Annotated in this window: 11 protein-coding genes and 2 pseudogenes; 3 read left to right on the top strand and 10 right to left on the bottom strand. The window is 68.0% G+C overall.

The window, feature by feature from the left end; genetic code table 11:
• Positions 1-32: 32 nt before the first annotated feature.
• Positions 33-953, top strand: a complete 921-nt coding sequence (locus QC826_RS00405; protein ID WP_279763916.1) for an EamA family transporter — start codon at positions 33-35, stop codon at positions 951-953.
• A 97-nt stretch (positions 954-1,050) separates the two neighbouring features.
• Here the strand turns inward: QC826_RS00405 and QC826_RS00400 are convergent, their stop codons facing one another.
• Entirely contained in the window at positions 1,051-2,658 is a 1,608-nt protein-coding gene (locus tag QC826_RS00400; protein WP_279763915.1) for a diguanylate cyclase, read from the bottom strand.
• Between the two features lie 241 nt (positions 2,659-2,899).
• Between QC826_RS00400 and QC826_RS00395 the strand changes: the two genes are divergently transcribed.
• Positions 2,900-3,157: a hypothetical protein gene (locus QC826_RS00395; protein WP_093389104.1), complete on the top strand. Its 258-nt coding sequence runs from the start codon at positions 2,900-2,902 to the stop codon at positions 3,155-3,157.
• A gap of 279 nt (positions 3,158-3,436) precedes the next feature.
• Here the strand turns inward: QC826_RS00395 and QC826_RS00390 are convergent, their stop codons facing one another.
• The gene (locus QC826_RS00390; RefSeq protein WP_279763913.1) at positions 3,437-4,912 is read right to left on the bottom strand and encodes an APC family permease; all 1,476 of its coding nucleotides are present in this window, start codon (positions 4,910-4,912) and stop codon (positions 3,437-3,439) included.
• A 248-nt stretch (positions 4,913-5,160) separates the two neighbouring features.
• On the bottom strand, positions 5,161-5,736 hold the full coding sequence (locus tag QC826_RS00385; protein WP_093389106.1) for a YceI family protein: 576 nt from the start codon (positions 5,734-5,736) through the stop codon (positions 5,161-5,163).
• A 198-nt stretch (positions 5,737-5,934) separates the two neighbouring features.
• On the opposite strand from QC826_RS00385, the gene QC826_RS00380 reads away from it, so the two are divergent.
• The gene (locus QC826_RS00380; protein WP_279763912.1) at positions 5,935-6,507 is read left to right on the top strand and encodes a glycine zipper 2TM domain-containing protein; all 573 of its coding nucleotides are present in this window, start codon (positions 5,935-5,937) and stop codon (positions 6,505-6,507) included.
• 198 nt (positions 6,508-6,705) lie between these two features.
• Here QC826_RS00380 and QC826_RS00375 read toward each other — a convergent pair whose 3' ends face one another.
• The 7 genes and pseudogenes from QC826_RS00375 to QC826_RS00345 form a co-directional block, all read right to left on the bottom strand.
• The gene (locus QC826_RS00375) at positions 6,706-7,215 is read right to left on the bottom strand and encodes a DUF1993 family protein (RefSeq protein WP_279763911.1); all 510 of its coding nucleotides are present in this window, start codon (positions 7,213-7,215) and stop codon (positions 6,706-6,708) included.
• A gap of 12 nt (positions 7,216-7,227) precedes the next feature.
• A complete protein-coding gene (locus QC826_RS00370; RefSeq protein ID WP_279763910.1) occupies positions 7,228-8,238 on the bottom strand; it encodes a succinylglutamate desuccinylase in 1,011 nt (336 codons plus the stop codon).
• 25 nt (positions 8,239-8,263) lie between these two features.
• The gene (locus QC826_RS00365; protein ID WP_279763909.1) at positions 8,264-12,979 is read right to left on the bottom strand and encodes an NAD-glutamate dehydrogenase domain-containing protein; all 4,716 of its coding nucleotides are present in this window, start codon (positions 12,977-12,979) and stop codon (positions 8,264-8,266) included.
• A gap of 174 nt (positions 12,980-13,153) precedes the next feature.
• Positions 13,154-14,495 (bottom strand): annotated as a pseudogene (astB, locus tag QC826_RS00360) (N-succinylarginine dihydrolase).
• A 17-nt stretch (positions 14,496-14,512) separates the two neighbouring features.
• Positions 14,513-15,988, bottom strand: a complete 1,476-nt coding sequence (astD, locus tag QC826_RS00355) for a succinylglutamate-semialdehyde dehydrogenase (RefSeq protein WP_279763907.1) — start codon at positions 15,986-15,988, stop codon at positions 14,513-14,515.
• A pseudogene (gene astA / locus QC826_RS00350) lies at positions 15,981-17,037 on the bottom strand (arginine N-succinyltransferase). The gene astD and the pseudogene astA overlap by 8 nt, the downstream one beginning before the upstream one ends.
• Before the next feature lie 37 nt (positions 17,038-17,074).
• Positions 17,075-18,115, bottom strand: a complete 1,041-nt coding sequence (locus QC826_RS00345; protein WP_093389114.1) for an arginine N-succinyltransferase — start codon at positions 18,113-18,115, stop codon at positions 17,075-17,077.
• Positions 18,116-18,198: the final 83 nt, after the last annotated feature.

Raw genomic sequence — 18,198 nt, 5'->3', positions numbered from 1 at the left:
CCCGATCGCGCGCTTCGTGCCATCATCCTGGGATGAATAGAGAAAACTCGCCGTTGTCCGGCCGCGATCTGATCGCGGCATTGTGTGTCGTACTGATCTGGGGTACCAATTTCATCGCCATGAAGTTCGGCCTGCGCGAGCTGACGCCGTTCCAGCTGGGCGCCGGCCGCTACCTGTTCGCCGTGCTGCCGTTGGTGCTGTTTGTGCGGCCGCCCAAGCTGGCGTGGAAGTGGATACTGCTGTACGGCTGCACCCAGGGCGTCGGCCAGTTCGGCCTGTTGTTCCTGTCGCTGAAGGTCGGCATGTCGGCCTCGCTGGCCTCGGTGATTTTGCAGACGCAGGTGTTCTTCACCGCCTTCCTCGGCTTCATGCTGCTGGGCGAGCGCGCCAACCGGCCGCTGCAAATCGGCCTGACCCTGGCGGCGCTGGGCCTGGCCTGCTTCGGCATGAACTACCTCGCCCCCGGCCACAGCCAGGTGACCACGCCGGCCGGCTTCGCGCTGTGCCTGGCCGCCGCCGCCATGTGGGCCGCCTCCAACATCGTCGTGCGCCGCGCCCAGCAATCCACCCCGCAGTTCGAGGTGGTGCCCTTCATGGTGTGGAGCAGCCTGGTGCCCATCGTGCCCTTCATCGGCCTGTCGCTGGCCTTCGACGAGCCGGCCACGCGCTGGCAGTGGCTGCACGCCTCCCCCACCGCGCTGGCCTCGCTGGCCTACCTGGGCTGGATGGCCACCATCCTCGGCTACGCCATGTGGACCGGCCTGCTCAAGCGCCACGCCGTCAACCGCGTCGCCCCGTTCAGCCTGGGCGTGCCGGTGGTCGGCATCAGCTCCGGCATGCTGGTGCTGGGCGACGTGATCAGCGCCTGGCAGTGGGGCGGCATCGCCTGCATCGTCGCCGCGCTGCTCAGCGTGATGTTCGGCGCGCGCTGGGCCGCCGCGCTGCGGCGCTAGACGGCGGCTAGCCGCAATGCCGCCAGGTTAAGAAGCCCGGCGGCGCGAATCCAGGGTCAGACCCTAAGGGTCTGACCCTCGCTCTCCCACCGGGGCCTCAAGCGAAGCACACCCGGTTGCGCCCCGTCTCCTTGGCGCGGTACAGCAGCGCGTCGGCCCTTTGCAGCATGGCCTCGGCGGTGCCGGCGGCGATGTCGGCGCAGACGCCCATGCTCATCGTCACCGTCAAGTCGGGATGCACCTCGTGCCAGGGAAAGCCCTCGATCAGCTCGCGCAGCTGGTCGCACAAGGCGGCCGCCTGCGGCAGCGCCGTCTCCGGCAGCGCGATGACGAACTCCTCGCCGCCGTAGCGCGCCACCAGATCGCTCAAGCGCATATGCCCGCGCAGGATCTCGCCGACCTTGCGCAGCACGGCGTCGCCGGTGGCGTGCGAAAACTGGTCGTTGATGCGCTTGAAGAAGTCGATATCGCCGATCACCAGGCTCAATGGGCGCTGGTGGCGCACCGCCTGGTTGAACAGCGTGACGGCCTGCTCGTCGAAGTGGCGGCGGTTGTACAGGGCGGTGAGGGCGTCGCGCACGCTCAGCTCGCGCAGCTGCTCGGCCTGTTCCAAAATCGTCTGGTGCGAGGCGTGCAGCTCGGCGTGGCTGTGCGCCAGTTGTTCGCTCATCTCGTTGAAGGCGGTGGCCAGCGCCGCCACCTCGTCCCTGCCCTGCACCGGCACGCGCTGCAGCAGCGAGCCGCCGTGCATGGCGCGCACCGCCTCGGTCAGGCGGGTCAGCGTGCGGCTCAAGCCCCGGCTCAACAGCACGCCCAGCAGCAGCGCCAGCACCGCCGCCGCCGCCGCGCCGGCCAGCAGCGCCTCGCGCACCGCGCCCAGATACTGTTGCTCCTGCTTGCTCGGCGTGAGCACGCCCTCCGACGAGATGTACAGCGCCGGGCGGCCGTCGACCATGACGGCGCGGGCGCCCTCGCGCGCCGCCGCCGGCAGGGGCTCGCCGGGCCGGTAGGTGCCGGCGCCCAGCACTACCTTGTAGTCCTGGTCGGTGACGATGAAGTGGAAGGGCGGCGGGCCGCCACGGCGGTTGTCGGGCCGCCGCCGGTCCTGGGGCGCGCCGGCGCGGTCGCCCTCGGGCGGGCCGCGCCTTGCCCCGTCGGGCGGACCACGCCGGTCGCCGTCGGCTGAATCGCGCCGCTCGTCGTCGCGAGGGCCGCGCCGCTCGCCGTCCATTGGACCGCGCCGCTCGCCGTAGGCCGGACCGAGTCGTTCGCCGTCAGGCGGCCCGCGTCGCTCACCATCCGGCGCGCCGGCGCGCATATCGCCGGGCGGAGCGGGGCGCACATCGTCGCGCCCGGCCGGGCCCATCGGCTGCGCCACGGGCCGGCCGTCGGCGCCGATGCCGCGCCCCAAGCCGACCGGCAGCGGCGCCACCGCCGCGCCGGCCTCCCGGCCGGCGCTGTCGCCCTCGGCCGTGATCGTGCGCTGCATGAAGCTGTCGAAAGACTCGGCGGCGATGGCGGCCCGCCAACTGCCGTAGCGGCCGACATAGGCGCTCATATACTTGTAAAAATGATCAGCCGCCTGCTGGCGCCGGATCAAATCGACCTTGGTGGTGACGCCCACATAGGCCAGGCCGCCGACCATCGCCACCGCCGCCAGGCCCGTCAACAGCAGGGCCAGCATAAATTTGATCCTCAGGGACATCTATTTCTCCGCTTAATTTTGTTGCCGTACAGACAGGCATGATAGCCGATCAAACGCCCCTTTCTCATAGGAGAACTTGCCTTGTGGCACATCCGATACATTGCCATGCGGAATTAGTTCTGCGTAAATGTTTTGCAGTGTTATACGGTTTGCATATGGCATCCATCACAAATTGAAAGTGGGCTTATGACGAAAAGCCACCTATACTGCACTGCAACATACAGACAAACAGGAGCCTCAAATGAGCACAGCAAACAACACCTTCGACTACAACGACTTCGCCCATGGCGGTTACGTGAGCAATGTCCTGAGCGCGGCACGCAGCCTGCTGGCAGCATTGTTCGCGGTGAACCCACGCGCAACGGCCGCTGACGAGGCGCTTGTTTCGCAGAGCAACAAGGACTCGACCTGCACCTACCTGTCGCGCATGGCCGACGACTACGAGCACATCGCACCGAACCTGTCGGCCGAGCTGCGCTTCATGGCTTCGCGGGGTTGATCATGCTCGATATCCTGCAAAACCTGCCGGCCGCCCTCGCCGCCACCGGTCTGATCGTCCGCCTGTACCTCGGCGCCAAGTCGGAGCAAAAATCATGATGAACGATATGCTCAAAGTCCTCGTCCAACTGCCGGCCCTGATGGCGGCAGTTGGCCTGACCTTCCTGGTGCTGCGCCTGTACGTCGGCGGCAAGCTGAACCAAGACTAAGCCTTCCCCCCCGGAAAGCAAAAAGACCCGGCGCGCGAGCGACCGGGTCTTTTTCATTGGGCGGGCAGGGTTCAGGCCGGCTTGTTCAGGCGCGAGTTGCGCATGCCGTACAGGAAGTAGGTGAGGATCGCCGCCGTCATCCAGATGAAGAAGATGCGGAAGGTGGTGCCCGACAAGTCGCGCATGATGTACAGACAGGCGAAGATGCTCAGGCCCGGCACCACGTAGGGGCCGAAGGGCACGCGGAAGCCCTTGATGCCCTTGCCGTTCTCCTTCTTGCGCATCACCGGCACGGCCAGCGAGACGACGATGAAGGCGGTCAGCGTGCCCATGCTGACCATGTCCCACAGGAAGGTGGCGTCGACGAAGCCGGCCACCAGACCCACCACCATGCAGACGATGAGGGTGTTGCTGACCGGCGCGGCGGTGCGCGGGTTGACGGTCTGGAAGGACTTGGAGATCAGGCCGTCGCGCGAGATCGCGTACAGGATGCGGGTCTGGCCGTAGATGGTCACCAGGGTCACGCTGAACACCGAGATGACGGCGCCGGCCGAGAGGATCAGCGCCGGCCAGGTCTTGCCGGTGACGTTTTGCAGGATCACGGCGAGGCCGGCCTCCTGGCCCTCGAACTTGGCGGCCGGCTGGGCGCCCAGCGCCGCCACCGCCACCAGCAGGTAGAACACGGTGACGATGACCAGCGCCGCCAAAATGCCGATCGGCACGTTGCGTTTCGGATTGCGCACCTCCTCGCCGGCGGTGGCCACCGTGTCGAGGCCGATGAAGGAGAAGAACACCGTGCCGGCGGCGGCCGTCACGCCGGACATGCCGGCGAAGCCCTTGCTGTTGTCGGTGTTGAAGAAGGGCACGAAGTTGTTGGCGTCGAAGCCGGAGAAGGCGATGACGATGAAGAAGATCAAAATCGCCAGCTTGATCATCACCATGATGGCGTTGGTGGTGGCCGACTCCTTGGTGCCGCGCAGCAGCAGGAAGCAGCACAGGCAGACCAGCAGGATGGGCGGCAGGTTGATATGGCCGGGATGGAACTCCACCCCCTTCAGCCCGGAGACGATCATCGGCGACCTGAGCATTTCCGGGATGTGCACGCCGAACGCGTTGCCGAGGAAGTTGTTCAGATAGGCCGACCAGCCGATCGCCGTGGCGCTGGCCGCCAGCCCGTATTCGAGCAGCAGGCAGGCCGCCATGATGAAGGCGAGGAACTCGCCCACCGTGGCGTAGGCGAAGGAGTAGGACGAGCCGGAGGCGGGGATGCGGAACGACAGCTCGGCGTAGCACAGCGCGGTCAGGCCGGCGGTGATGGCGGCTATCAGGAAGGACAAGACGACCGAGGGGCCGGCCTTGGGCACGGCCTCGACCATCGTGAAGAAAATACCGGTGCCGATGGTGGCGCCGACGCCGATCATGGTCAGCGGGAACAGGCCGATGGAGCGGTGCAATCCGTTGCCGCTGGCGGCGGGCTCGGCGACGTACTCGACTGTGGTATCGACCGGCTTGGTGCGGATCAATTTCTGGACCAGCGTTTGGTTCACAGGCATTCCTTCAATTCAGTTGCTTGGGCGGCGTGGATAACGTCGCCCTCGAAAAGTTCGGGGGTCAAAAAAACTAAGCGATTATAGGGCTTCGCCGCGTTTCCCCATAAAGTAATTTTGTACAAAAATAGCAACGGATTTGCGGTGCGGGAAATGTTGACAAAGCGGGCCGGCGCTGCTCCGCCGCCGCACCGCTATCAAGATGACAAGAGGTGTCGGGCCCCGCCCTTGGGCCGCGCCCATATCGTTTACTCCGTTTTCAACGCTTCGACCTGGATGCGCAGCGTGACGTCCATCTTGAAACCATAGTCCTTGCCGGCGCTCAGGCCGAACTGGTCGCGTTGGATCACCGCCAGCGCGTCGGCGCCGCACAGCTCGCGCTTGAGCATCGGGTGGGGAATGCACTTGAAGGAGTTGATCTTCAGGTTCACCGGTTTGCTCACGCCGTGCAGCGTCAGCTCGCCCACGGCCTCGGTCGGCGCGCCGTTGACGAAGCCGGTCAGCTTGCCGCGATACGCCGTCGTCGGATACTTGGCCAGGTCGAAGAAGTCCGGCCCCTGCGCCCATTTGTTCAGCGCGTCCTGGCCGAAGTCGATGCTGGCCAGGTCGATCTTGACGTCGACCATGCCGTAGCCGGACTCCTTGTCCACGGTGACGCTGCCGCTGCTCTTATTGACCTTGCCGCGCCAGATGGAGATGCCCATGTGGTCGGCCTCGAAGCTGGGGAAGGTGTGGTCTGGATCGATGGTGTAGCTGGCCGGCGCGGCGTGCAGCGCGGCGCTGGCGCAGAGGCCGGCCAGGGACAACAAAAAAAGTTTTTTCATCGCGGTCTCCTTATGTTTGTTACTGCGGGCGGTGCGGACGAGGCGCCAGTGTAGCGCGCCGCCGCGACGCGATCAAACGCTGTTTTCAAGTGCGCGGTTACACCTGCTTACTTCTGATACAGCACACGGTATAGCTTGTCCGACAAGGCGCCGTTAATCTTGGGCCATGCAGTAGCCACCACATTCAGGAGCATCAAAATGGAAAAGATCAGAACCGTATCGCGCATTCATCCACTGGTCGCCGGCGCGGCGATTTCCGTCACCGTGCTGGCCATGGTGGGCACTGCGGCCATCGCCGGTTGGCTGCCAACGTCGAAGGGCGCCATCGGTCCCGGCGGCGCGGCGAGCGGCACGCCGACCTCGGAGTTCGCTCCGGTCGAGGTGGCCGGCAAGGGCCAGGTTCCGCCGCAGGGCGCCGCGTTGGCGCGGCAGGCACCGGCCGAGCCGGTGCGTACCGCCGCGCCGGCGCCCGCGCCGCACAAGGCGCCGCGTCCGCACCACAGCACGCAGGTGGCGCAGGCCTCGCAGGCCTCGCAGGCCGACTATGAACGGCCGCGCCAGCAGGCGCCGCAACCGCAGCAACAACAACAGCCGCAGCAACCGAACTATGTCGGCATCGGCGCGGGCGCGGTGATCGGCGGGCTGCTCGGCAACCAGGTCGGCAGCGGCCGTGGCCGCACGCTGGCCACCGTGGCCGGCGCCATCGGCGGCGGCATGCTGGGCAACGAGGTGCAGAAGCGCCAGCAGGAGCCGCAGCAGCCGGAACGCTGATCGTCGAAACATAAAGGGAACGCGGGCACGGCCCGCGAGTGAGCCGCCGGGCAGTTTGCCGGCGGCTTTTCTGTTTACACCGTCAAGGCGCAGCTACGGTGAGAAACCCCAGCGGCAAAGAACGAGGGTCAGACCCAAGGGTCTGACCCTGGGGTTGCGCCGTTGGGGTTTGCGCGCGTCCCGGGCGGGCAAGACTTTTTAGCCGAAGTGGCCGAGGTAGTCGCGCTTGCCCACCGCCACGCCCTGGTTGCGCAGGATGTCGTAGGCGGTGACGATGTGGAAGTAGAAGTTGGGTAGCGCGAAGCTGAGCAGATAATCGGCGCCGTTGAACTCGGCCTGGAAGGCGCCGAAGCTCAGTTTGACCTCGCGCGTGGCGCCCTGCTCCAGATCGGCCGGCGTGATGCTGTTCAAATAGGCGACGGTGGCGGCGATGCGCTGCTCCAGTTGCTGGAAGCTGGTCTCGTCGTCGGCGAACTTGGGCGAGGCGATACCGCTCAAGCGCTCCACCGCCAGCTTGGAGGCGTCGCTGGCGCGCTGCACCTGGGCCGTTAGCGGATGCATGTCGTCGGCCAGGCGGGCGCCGAGCAGGGTCTCCGGCACGATGCCGTGTTCTTCCGCATGGGCCTGGGCTTTTTCCAATAGGGTGTGCAGCACGCCGAGGGCGCGCAGGAAGGCGGGAATGGACGCCTGGTACATCGATAGTGACATGGCTGGCCTCTCTTAAATAACCCGCACCACCATCAGGCCGGCGCGCAAACCCACGCGCACGTCCGGATTGGGGAAGACGACCAGCTCCTCGGCGTGCTGCACGGTGTAGACCTTGTCGCCGTCGCGGGCGATTTCGGCCCCCTGCGGCAGCGCGGTGAAGTTCTGCGTGTCGCGGCCGAAGGCCATGCGGAAGTCGTCGCTCAGCTTGATGATCTGCTGCGCCGTGTTGAACACGTGCGGCTGCTGCCTGGCCTCGGGCGCGGGCGCGCCGCGCAGCAGCGCGTCGAGCGCCGCCGAGGCCTCGGCGAACTGGCCGATGTCGTTCTGCCCCAGCGTGCCGATGCGCCCCAGCTCGACCGTGGTTCCGGCCGCGCCGTGGTGCTCCGACGAGTAGTAGCTATACGTTCCGGCCGAAGCCGGGTTCATGATGATGGCGCCGATGCCGGCGCGGCCCAACCAGTCGATCAGGCCACGGCGGGCGCCATCCTCGATCAGCTCGGGCACGATGGCGAAGGTCGGGTAGACCGACGGCCGGATCGCCGTGTGCAGGTCGAGGTGCCAGCGTTGCGGCCCGGCGTCGGCGAAGAAGGCGGCGGTGGCCGCCATCATCACGTCGGCGCGCGCCGCCTCGGCGGTGCCGGCCAGCGTGCCCCGCTCAGCGCGGAACATGCGGTTCAAGTCGGCGTCGATGAAGCGCTTGCCGGCGCGGATGGCGCCGATGTTGCCGACGCAGAGCATCAGGTCGGCCTTCAATTGACCGGCCTGGTGCGACAGCGCGTCCAGCAAATACGCCACCACCTCGATTGGTCCCGTCTCGTCGCCGTGCACACCGACCGACACCAGCACACTGGCGCGTTGCGATGCGCCCTCGCCTGCTGTCGACTTGATGGTCAGGATGCCGTCGGCCGGCTGCGTCACCGCGAAGCCGGCATCCGTGAAGCGCGCCGCGACCGCGCCGAAATCGGCTTCGGCCAGGGCGCGCACCGCCTCCGGCAGCGCCTGCGCGCCGCCGGTTTCGCTCACTGCTGTATCGCTGTTGCGCATCCGCTTATGCCGCCACGGACGCGGTGATCGCCTCGGACAGGGCCCACACGTCGAGCATGGCCTGCTCCAGGTCGCCGGCGACCGGGTAGCCGGACAGGCCCAGCGTATTGGTCACCACCTCGACCGCCTCGACCGAATCGTGGCCGTCGGTGGCGCGTTGCAGCACCTGGCCCAGCAAACGCTGCTGGGTACGGCGCAGCGCGTGCTGGGCGTAGCTGCGCAGCTGTTCCTGCGACTTGCTGTGGGCCGGCAGTTTCAGGCCGCGTTCCAGCGTGTCGATGCCGACCTGGCCGCGCAGCGCCAGACCAAGCTGCAGGAAGGCCGGCAGGTCCATGTTGGCCGGACGGCTGACCGACAGCGCGGCGAAGACGAAGGCCGCCACCGCCTCGATCGCGTCGACCGCCTTCCATGCCTGCACGAAGGCCGGACGCAGCGCCACCGTGGCGTCGATATCCGACTCGGCGTCGGCCGGGGTCAGCTGTTGCAGCAGTTCCGGCTTTTTGAACAGGCGGGTCAGCTCTTGCAGGCCGCCGGCGGCGCGCAGCTGCTCGGCGGGTACCGACAGCACGCCCTCGATGACGGCCTTCTGCAGGCCACGGGTGCGGCCGTCGACCTTGATCGAGACGGCGCGAGGCACGTTCAGCGCGTCGGCGTCGAGCGCCTCGAAGATAGGCGCCAGGTTCAGCGCCGACCAGGCCTGGCCCCAGGCCAGGATCACTTCCGACTCGTCGACGCCGTGTTCGGCCGCCAGGTCGCGCAGCATCAGCGGACCGCAACGGTTGATCACTTCATTGGCCAGCACGGTGGCCAGGATGGCGTTGGCCAGCGGGTGCGCCAGCGCACTGCGGGTGGCCACCAGCAGGTCCGGGAAGTACGGTTTGAGTACCGACTCGGCCCAGCTGGCGTCGGTCAGCGGCAGCGCCGACAGGATGCGCTTGTAGCGGTTCTTCACGTTGGCGATCACCACCGCCAGTTCCGGCGTGGTCAAGCAGCGGTTGTCGGCCTTGCGGCGCGCCAGTTCGGCCACCGTCGGCAGCTGTTCCAGCTCGCGCGACAGGGCGCCCTCCTCCTCCAGGCTGGCGATCAGGGCGGCGTAGCCGTCCTGCACCGGGGCCTCGGACTGGGCCTGCGCCTCGCGCACCAGCAGATGGGTTTGCAGGGTGTTGTCGCGCAGGACCAAGCGCTCGATGTCGGCGGTCATGTCGTTCAGCACGCGGTTGCGCTCGGCCTCGCTCAGCTGGCCGGCGTTCATTTCCACGTCCAGCCACATCTTCGCGTTCACTTCATGGTCGGAGCAATCCACGCCGGCCGAGTTGTCGATCGCGTCGGTGAAGATGCGGCCGCCCGCCAGCGCGAACTCGATGCGGCCCGACTGGGTCGCGCCCAGGTTGCCGCCCTCGGCGACGACCTTGCAGCGCAGCTGGCTGCCGTCGACGCGGATGTTGTCGTTGGCGCGGTCCTTGACCTGCGCGTGGCTTTCGGTCGAGGCCTTGATGTAGGTGCCGATGCCGCCGTTGTAGAACAGGTCGACCGGCGCCAGCAGGATGCGGTGCATCAGCTCTTCCGGTGGCAGCGCGGTTTCCTCGATGTCGAGCGCGGCGCGGATCTGCGGCGACAGCTCGATGCTGCGGGCGCTGCGCGGGAACACGCCGCCGCCGGCCGAGATCAGCTCCTTGTTGTAGTCCTCCCACGAGGAGCGCGGCAGCGCGAACATGCGCTCGCGCTCGGCGAAGGAGACGGCGACGTCCGGCGTCGGGTCGAGGAAGATGTGGCGGTGGTCGAAGGCGGCCAGCACCTTCAGTTGGCGCGACAGCAGCACGCCGTTGCCGAACACGTCGCCCGACATGTCGCCCACGCCGACCATGCTGATCGGGGTGGTGTTCATGTCGTGGTCGAGCTCATAGAAGTGGCGCTTGACCGCCTCGAAGGCGCCCTTGGCGGTGATGCCCATCTTCTTGTGGTCGTAACCGTTCGAGCCGCCCGAGGCGAAGGCGTCGCCCAGCCAGAAGCCGCGCTTGACGGCGATGCCGTTGGCGATGTCGGAGAAGGTCGCGGTGCCCTTGTCGGCCGCCACCACCAGATACGGGTCGCCGCCGTCGTAGCAGACGGTGTCGGCCGGCGGCACGATGTTGCCCAGCACGCGGTTGTCGGTCACCTCCAGCAGGCTGGCGATGAACAGGCGGTAGACCGCTTCGCCTTCGGCGGCGATGGTTTCACGCACGGCGTCCTTCGGCATCTGCTTGCAGACGAAGCCGCCCTTGGCGCCGGCCGGCACGATGACGGCGTTCTTCACCATCTGCGCCTTGACCAGGCCGAGCACCTCGGTGCGGTAGTCTTCCATCCGGTCGGACCAGCGCAGGCCGCCACGGGCGACCGGGCCGCCGCGCAGGTGCAAGCCCTCGAAGCGGCGCGAGAAGACGAAGATCTCGCGGAACGGACGTGGTTCCGGCACCAGCGCCAAGGTGCTGGTGTCGAACTTGAAGATGATCTTGTCGCCCTGCTGGGCGTTCTGGAAGTAGTTGGTGCGCAGCGTGGCCAGCATCAGGTCGGCCACGGCGCCGAGGATCTCCTCGCTGTCGGCGTGGTTGATCGCCGCCAGGTTGGCCTTGATGGCGACCAGGCTGTCGCGCGCGGCGACGCGCTGGGCTTCGCTCAGCGCCGGGTCGAAGCGCTGCAGGAAGGCGTCGACCAACTGCTTGACCACCACCGGCTGCTTGCGCAGGCTCTCGGCGATGTAGCGCACCGAGAAGCGGCTGCCGGTCTGGCGCCAGTAGCTCATATAGGCGCGCAGCAGCTGGATCTCGCGCATGCTCAGGCCGCCTTCGATGACCAGGCCGTTCAAGCGGCCGTCCTCGGCCTCGTCGTTGAACAGCGCGGCGAACAGTTCCTGCGCCACGGCGACCACGTTCGGCAGCGCCAGTTTGGCGGCGCTGGCGGCGTCCACCGCCAGGCTGGTGACGACGTGGCGTTTGCCATCCGGCGCGGTGATGCTGTAGGCCTGCTCGCGGTCGATGGCGACGCCGGCGTTGTGCAGCGCCGGCAGGATGGTCGACAGCGACGGCGCGCGCTCGACCGAGTACAGGCGGATGGTGGTGGCTTCGGCCGCCGTCTCGACGCGCACGGCGACACGGCCGGCGTCGGTGTTGCGCAGGATGGAGCCGAGGTCGTGGAAGGCCACGCTCGGCGCGGTGGCGGCGACGTAGTCGGCCGGCAGGCTGGCGCCGAGCTTGCGCAGGCTGGCGCGCATCGGCACGTCGAACACGGCGTCGGACAGGGTGGCGAAGCTATCGAGCCAGCCGTCGAGCACCGACAGCAGCGGACGCTGGATGTCGGCTTCCAGGTCGAGCGGGTAGCGCGCGGCGTGGGCGATCAGGTACAGGCGGGCCAGCGGGCCGTCGGCCACCAGGGTTTGCGAGCTGACGTGGGTGGCGCCGGAGCTGGCCTGCAGGGCCTTGGCCAGGGCCGCCGCCACGCTGGCGCTGTAGCGCTCGCGCGGCAGGTAGACCAGCACGTTGAGGTGGCGGGCGTAGACGTCGCGGCGGGCGAACACCTTGGTGCGCGGCTGCTTGTACAGCGAGACCACGGCGCCGCAGACTTCGGCCAGCCATTCCGGCTCGGCTTCCAGCGCCTCGGTGCGCGGCAGCGATTCGAGGATCTCGATGAACTTCTCGGCGCGGAAGCCCTCCTGGCGCACGCCGGCGATGCTCAGCACCTTGGCGATGCGGCCACGGGCGAACGGCAGGCGGCCCAGCGGGGTGGCGGTGGCGGCGCGGGTGAACAGGCCGACGAAGCAGTGCTCGCCGAGGATGGCGCCCTGCGCGTCGGTGTGGCGCACGCCGATGAAGTCGAGCTGCTGGTCGCGGTGCAGCGTGCCCTCGACGTCGGCCTTGACGATGGACAGCGAGTGGTCGCGCTTGGACAGGGTGTCGAAGTCGCCGGGGATGTTGGCCAGGCAGGTGCCGTAGACCGGGTGCGAGGTGTCCTGCAGCACGCCGATGCGGCTGGGGATGTCGCGTTCCAGCTCGCGCACGCCCGGTTTGACGGCGTAGTAGGCGTAGCCGAACGGCTCGAAGCCCTCGCTGCGGGCCCAGTCGAGGAAGGCGGCCACTTCCTGGCCTTCGGCGCCGCCGGCCGCAGCGGCCGCCGCGCCAACGCTGGCGAAGTGGGCGGTCATGGCGGCGTGGTCGCGGCGCACCACGGCGGCGTCGCGCGCGACCATGTCCAGCTTGGCGACCAGGGCCGCCAGCTCGGCTTCCTGCAGGTCGTCCGCCAACAGGCAGAGCACCCACGATTCGAGCTTGTCGCCGGCCTGGCCGACCGCGACGGCGCTGCCGTCGTCGGCGCGGCGCACGGCCAGCACGGAATTGAGCACCCCGCTGACGGCCACGCGCTGCTTGCGCATGGTCATCACGATCGAATCGACCAGGTAGGGCATATCGTCATTCAGAATCAACAGTGCCGTGGCCATGCCGCCGCGACCGTCCGCGTAGCGCAGCTTGGCGATCTGGCAGCCGCCACCCGTGCGGCGCGCCGCCTGGGTGAAGCCCTGCCACAGGACCGGCGCCAGGCTGTCGGGCGCGATGCCGGCCAGGTCGTCCTCGTCCAGGGAACCGAGCCAGGCGCTGATCAAGGCGGCCACCTGGCCGCTGTCGGCGGCGGGTTTGCTGGCGTTGACCAAATCGAGCGTTTGCGTGCGCAGATCGTGTGGCATTTGTTTCATCGTGAATTCTCCAATACGTTGTGTGTATTCCGTCCGCGCCGCCTCGCTTGTGGCTGGGCGGCGTCGACTCGATAAAAAGGCAGGGGTTGGCCCTACCCCGTTAAATTCTAAGCCCCCATGTGGGGACGATGCGTGATTCTACAATTCGTGCATGTTCGTGCATATGCCTAGCGATTACAAATCGTACAAACCGGGCAGGCCGAGGATGCGGCTCAATTCCTCGAGCGCGGCGTGCACCTCCAGCGCCAGCGCCGGATCGGCCAGGTGCCTGCGGCTCGAGCCGGTCGCGGTAGTGCTTCTCGACCCAGGCCACCAGCGTATGGTACAGCGCCTCGGTCATCACCACGCCCTGGTGCATGGCGGCCGCCTCGGCGTCGTTCAACGCCACGCGCAGGCGCAGGCAGGCCGGTCCGCCGCCGTTGCGCATGCTCTGCCGCAGGTCGAAGTGGATCAACTCGTCGACCGCGCCGCCGCTGGCCACCAGGCCTTGCAGGTAGCCGGCCACGGCGGCGTTCTCCTGGCATTCCTGCGGGATCACCAGGGCCATCTTGCCGTCCGCCTTGGACAGCAGCTGGCTGTTGAACAAATAGCTGGCGACGGCGTCGGCCACCGATACCATTTTGGTATCAACGCGGATCGCCTCCAGCTCGGCGCCGACGCCGGCCATGGCGCCGCGCAGCTTGGCCAGGCCGCCCGCCTCGTCGGCGAAGGCCTGCTCGTGGTAGAACAGCACGTTGCCGTTGCCGACCGCGATGACGTCGTTGTGGAACACGCCCTGGTCGATCACGTCCGGGTTTTGTTGGATGTAGACGGTGCGTTCATCGGCCAGGCCGTGCAGGCGGGCCACGGCCTGCGAGGCCTCCAGCGTCTGCCGCGCCGGGTAGCGCTTGGGCGCCGGCGCGCTGGCGTCGAACTCGACGCGGCCGTAGACAAACATCTCGACGGCGGCGGCGCCGTGGCTGGCGCACAGGCGGGTGTGGTTGGCGGCGCCTTCGTCGCCGAAGGCCGGCGTGCCGGGCAGCGCGTCGTGCACGGCGAAGTGGCGCTCGTCGTGGAAGATGGCGCGCAGGCTGCGCGCCGACTGGGCGTGCTCGAAGGCGCGGTGCAGCTTGTTGTTCAAGTTGGCCGGGGTGAAGTGGGCGCGGCCGTCGCCACTGTCGGCCGAGGGGCTGACGGTGGCGGCGTTGGCGGTCCACATCGGCGAGGCCGACCAGGCGCAGGCCAGGATCACCGGCGAGGCCTTCCAGGCCTGCGCCAGCACCTCGGCGTCGCTGCCGCTGAAACCGACGCTGCGCAACAGACGGAAATTCGGCCGGTCCTGCGGCGGCAGCAGCGCCTGGGCGAAGCCGCGCGCGGCCAGCGCGCGCATCTTGGCCAGGCCCTGCAGGGCCGCCAGTTTCGGATTCGAGGCGCTCTTGACGTTGCTGAACGAGGCGACGTTGCCGAACGAGAGGCCGGCGTAGTTGTGCGAGGGGCCAACCAGGCCGTCGAAGTTGAATTCGCGTGCGTTGCGCATGGTGCGGTTTTCCTGTCTTAGAAGTTCATGCCGGGCGAGAGCTTGGCCGGCATTTCCAGCGCGCTGTTCTCGATCGAGGCGACCGGGTAGGCGCAGTAGTCGGCCGCGTAGTAGGCGCTCGGCCGGTGGTTGCCGGACTTGCCGACGCCGCCGAACGGCGCGCTGCTGGCCGCGCCCGTGGTCGGCCGGTTCCAGTTGACGATGCCGGCGCGGGCGCGCAGCTGGAAGGTCTGCCACAGCGCCGCGTCGGTCGAGATCAGCGCGGCGGCCAGGCCGAACTCGGTGGCGTTGGCGGCCTTGATGGCGGCGTCGAAATCGGCCACGCGGACGATCTGCAGCAAGGGGCCGAACCACTCCTCGTCGGCAATGCCCTGGACGCCGGTGACGTCGACGATGCCGGCCGAGACGAAGCCGGTGTCGGCCACCAGCTGGCGCATCTGCAGCAGGTTCTTGCCGCCCTTGGCGACCAGGTCGGCCTGCGCCTGCAGCAGGCGCTGGGCCACGGCGGCCGACACCACGAGGCCCATGAACGGCGCCGGTTCGGCGTCGGCCGGGCCGATGGTCAGGCGGCCGGCCACGTCGACCAGGCGGGCGATGAAGGCGGCCGCCTCAGGCGTGTCCTGCACGATCAGGCGGCGCGCGCAGGTGCAGCGCTGGCCGGCCGAGATGAAGGCCGAGGAGACCGCCATGAAGACGGCGGCGTCGACGTCCTTGACGTCCCACACCACCAGCGGGTTGTTGCCGCCCATTTCCAGCGCCAGCATCTTGCCCGGCTGGCCGCCGAACTGCTTGTGCAGCGCGCTGCCGGTCTGGCAGCTGCCGGTGAACAGCACGCCGTCCAGCTCGGCGTCCTGGCCCAGCGCGACGCCGGTGTCGCGGCCGCCGTTGACCAGGTTGAGCACGCCGGCCGGCAGGCCGGCCTGCTGCCACAGCTGCACCGTTTTGACGGCGCTGCGCGGCGCGTACTCGCTCGGTTTGAAGACGATGGTGTTACCGGCGATCAGGGCCGGCACGATATGGCCGTTGGGCAGGTGGCCGGGGAAGTTGTACGGGCCGAACACGCCGAACACGCCGTGCGGACGGTGGCGCAGCACGGCCTCGCCGTCGGCCACCTTGTTGTGGCTCTCGCCGGTGCGGGCGGCGTAGGCCTGCACCGAGATGTCGACCTTGTTGGCCATGGTGGCCACTTCGGTGCGCGACTCCCACAAGGGCTTGCCGACCTCCTCGGAGATCAGCAACGCCAGCTCCTCGGCGTGCTGCTTGAGCAGGTCGCGGAAGCGCGTGCAGACGGCGATGCGCTCGTCCAGCGGCGTCATGGCCCAGCCCTCGAAGGCGGCGCGCGCGGCGGCGCTGGCGCGCGCCACATCGGCCGCCGTGGAGGCGCGGCTGGCCCAGGTCTGGCGGCCGTTGGCCGGATCGATGGTGACCAGTTCGGCGCCGCTACCCGCCAGCCATTGGCCGTTGATGAAGTTACTCAGAGCGTGTTCAGACATGGGGATTCTTCCTCAAATTGAGTGGCAGGGTGCGCACGGTGTCGCCCGGATGGCAATGCAGCAACTCCTGTTCGGCCTCGGACAGGGCCAGCGCGCCGTGCAGCGGCACGGTCGGCGACAGGATCATGCGGAAATCTTGCAGGTCGGTGTTGGAGACCAGCGTCGGCTCGGCGCCGATCTCGCTGGCGCAGGCCGATTCGACCTCGCCGGCCACGCCGATCTGCGACAGCTCGCTGTCGCGCATGGCGCGCAGCTCGGAGACGCGGGCCTGCAGCACCGGGCCGGCGTCGAAGATGTCGACGTAGCCCTCGAAGTGCATGCCCTCCTGCTCGAGCAGGCGGCGGGCCGGCGCGGTCGACACGTGGACCTTGCCGATCACCTCCTGCGCCTCGTCCGGCAGGTAGGCCACGTACAGCGGCTGGCGCGGCATCAGCTCGGCGATGAAGGACTTCTTGCCCAGCGCGGTCAGGTCGTCGACGTGGTTGAAGTCCATCTTGAAGAAGTGCCGGCCCAGGCCCCTCGTAGAAGGGCGAGCGGCCGTCGGCCTCCTGGAAGCCGCGCATCTCGGCGATCAGCTTCTCGGTGAACAGGTGGGGGAACTGGGCGATGAACAGGAAGCGGCATTTCGACAGCAGCTTGCCGTTGTTGCCGATCCGGTAGTCGGGGTGCAGGAACAGCGAGCACAGCTCGGTGCTGCCGGTCAGGTCGTTCGACAGGTACAGCGTTTCCATGCGGGTGAACACGTCGAGCTCGCGGCTGGAGTGGACCAGGGTGCCGATGCGGTAGTTGTAGAACGGCTCCTCCAGCCCGACCGCGCCCTTGATGGCGCAGACGCCGGCCAGGCGGCCGCTGTCGGTGTCCTCCATGACGAACATGTAGTCGCGCTTGGCCGGCGGGATGGTCTCGGCGAAGGAGGCGACGGCGACGGCGACGCGGTCGCCCAGCATCTTCATGTCCGGCTTGAGGGTGGTCATGCCACTGCCGACCTGGCTGGCCATCACGTACAGGGCGTCCAGGTCATCGGCCTTAATTGCGCGTACAACTAGCATAGGGTTCCCACTTGAGTAAAAGTTCGCGCGCGCGCCGTCACAGGCGCACGCAGATGACGGTGTCGCCCTCGGCGACCTGCAGCGCCTCCTGCACATCCTTCGACAGGCTGACGCCGACGCCGGCCTCGACCGGGGCGCACTCGGCCACCACGGCGCGGAAGTTCTGCTCCGAGGCGACGGCGATGGCGTAGCTCACCCGCGGCACGGCGGTGCGCTCGGGCGCCGCCGTCTCGACGCGGCGCTGCATGGCGCCGTTGAAGGTGCGCAGCGCGTTCTTGTTGGCCTGCAGGATGGGGCCGCCGTCGAAGATGTCGATATAGTCGTCGGCCTCGAAGCCCTCGGCCGTCAGCAGGTTGAAGGCCAGTTCGCCGGACGGGTGGATCTGGCCCATGGCCGCCTGGGCGTCGCCCGGCAGCAGCGGCACGTAGACCGGGTAGTGCGGCATCAGCTCGACGATCAGCGTGCGGTTGCGCGCGCCGCCGATGACGCGCTCGGCGTCGAGGAAGTCCATTTGGAAGAATTTGCGGCCCAGCGCGTCCCAGAACGGCGAACCGCCGGCGGCGTCGGTGATGCCGGCCAGCGGCACGAAGAAGCGGTCGCCGAAGCGCTGCGGCGCCAGCACGGCGTACAGCAAACGGGCGCGCGACAGCAGCGCCGCCTCGGGGCCGGCCTGCTCCTGCTCGGCGACGTAGAAGCTGGACAGTTGCGAGCAGGCCGTCAGCTCGGAGCACAGGGTCAGCGCGTGCACGCTGTGGCTGATGTTGAGGTCGCGCGAGACCTGCTGGATGACGTCGTTGCGGAAGGAGAAATAGGTGCCGTTCGAGCCGGCCGAGGCGTAGATCGCGGCGGTGCCGACGATGCTGCCGCTGCCGCCGCTGTCCAGCGATTCGAGCACGAACAGGTACGATTCCTCGCTCGGGATGTCGACATGCGCGGCGAACGAGGCCAGCGAACGCTCGACCGCCTCGGCGATCTTGTCGCGCGTCTTGGGCAAGGTGTGGACACCCGGCATGGTCACTGCGGCCAGCGCTTCGAGGGCAGCAATATCCGCTAGTTCTACCGGACGGACAACGTACATGTGAGCTCCTTCAATGCGATCAATAGCAAATGCCGCCCCGCCGCGAACGCGGCGGGGCGGATGGCCCGCGCCGACCAGGCGGC

Source organism: Rugamonas sp. DEMB1 (genome assembly GCF_029834475.1).
Classification (GTDB): Bacteria; Pseudomonadota; Gammaproteobacteria; order Burkholderiales; family Burkholderiaceae_D; genus Rugamonas; species Rugamonas rubra.
This window is presented reverse-complemented; position numbering and strand designations above follow the sequence as displayed.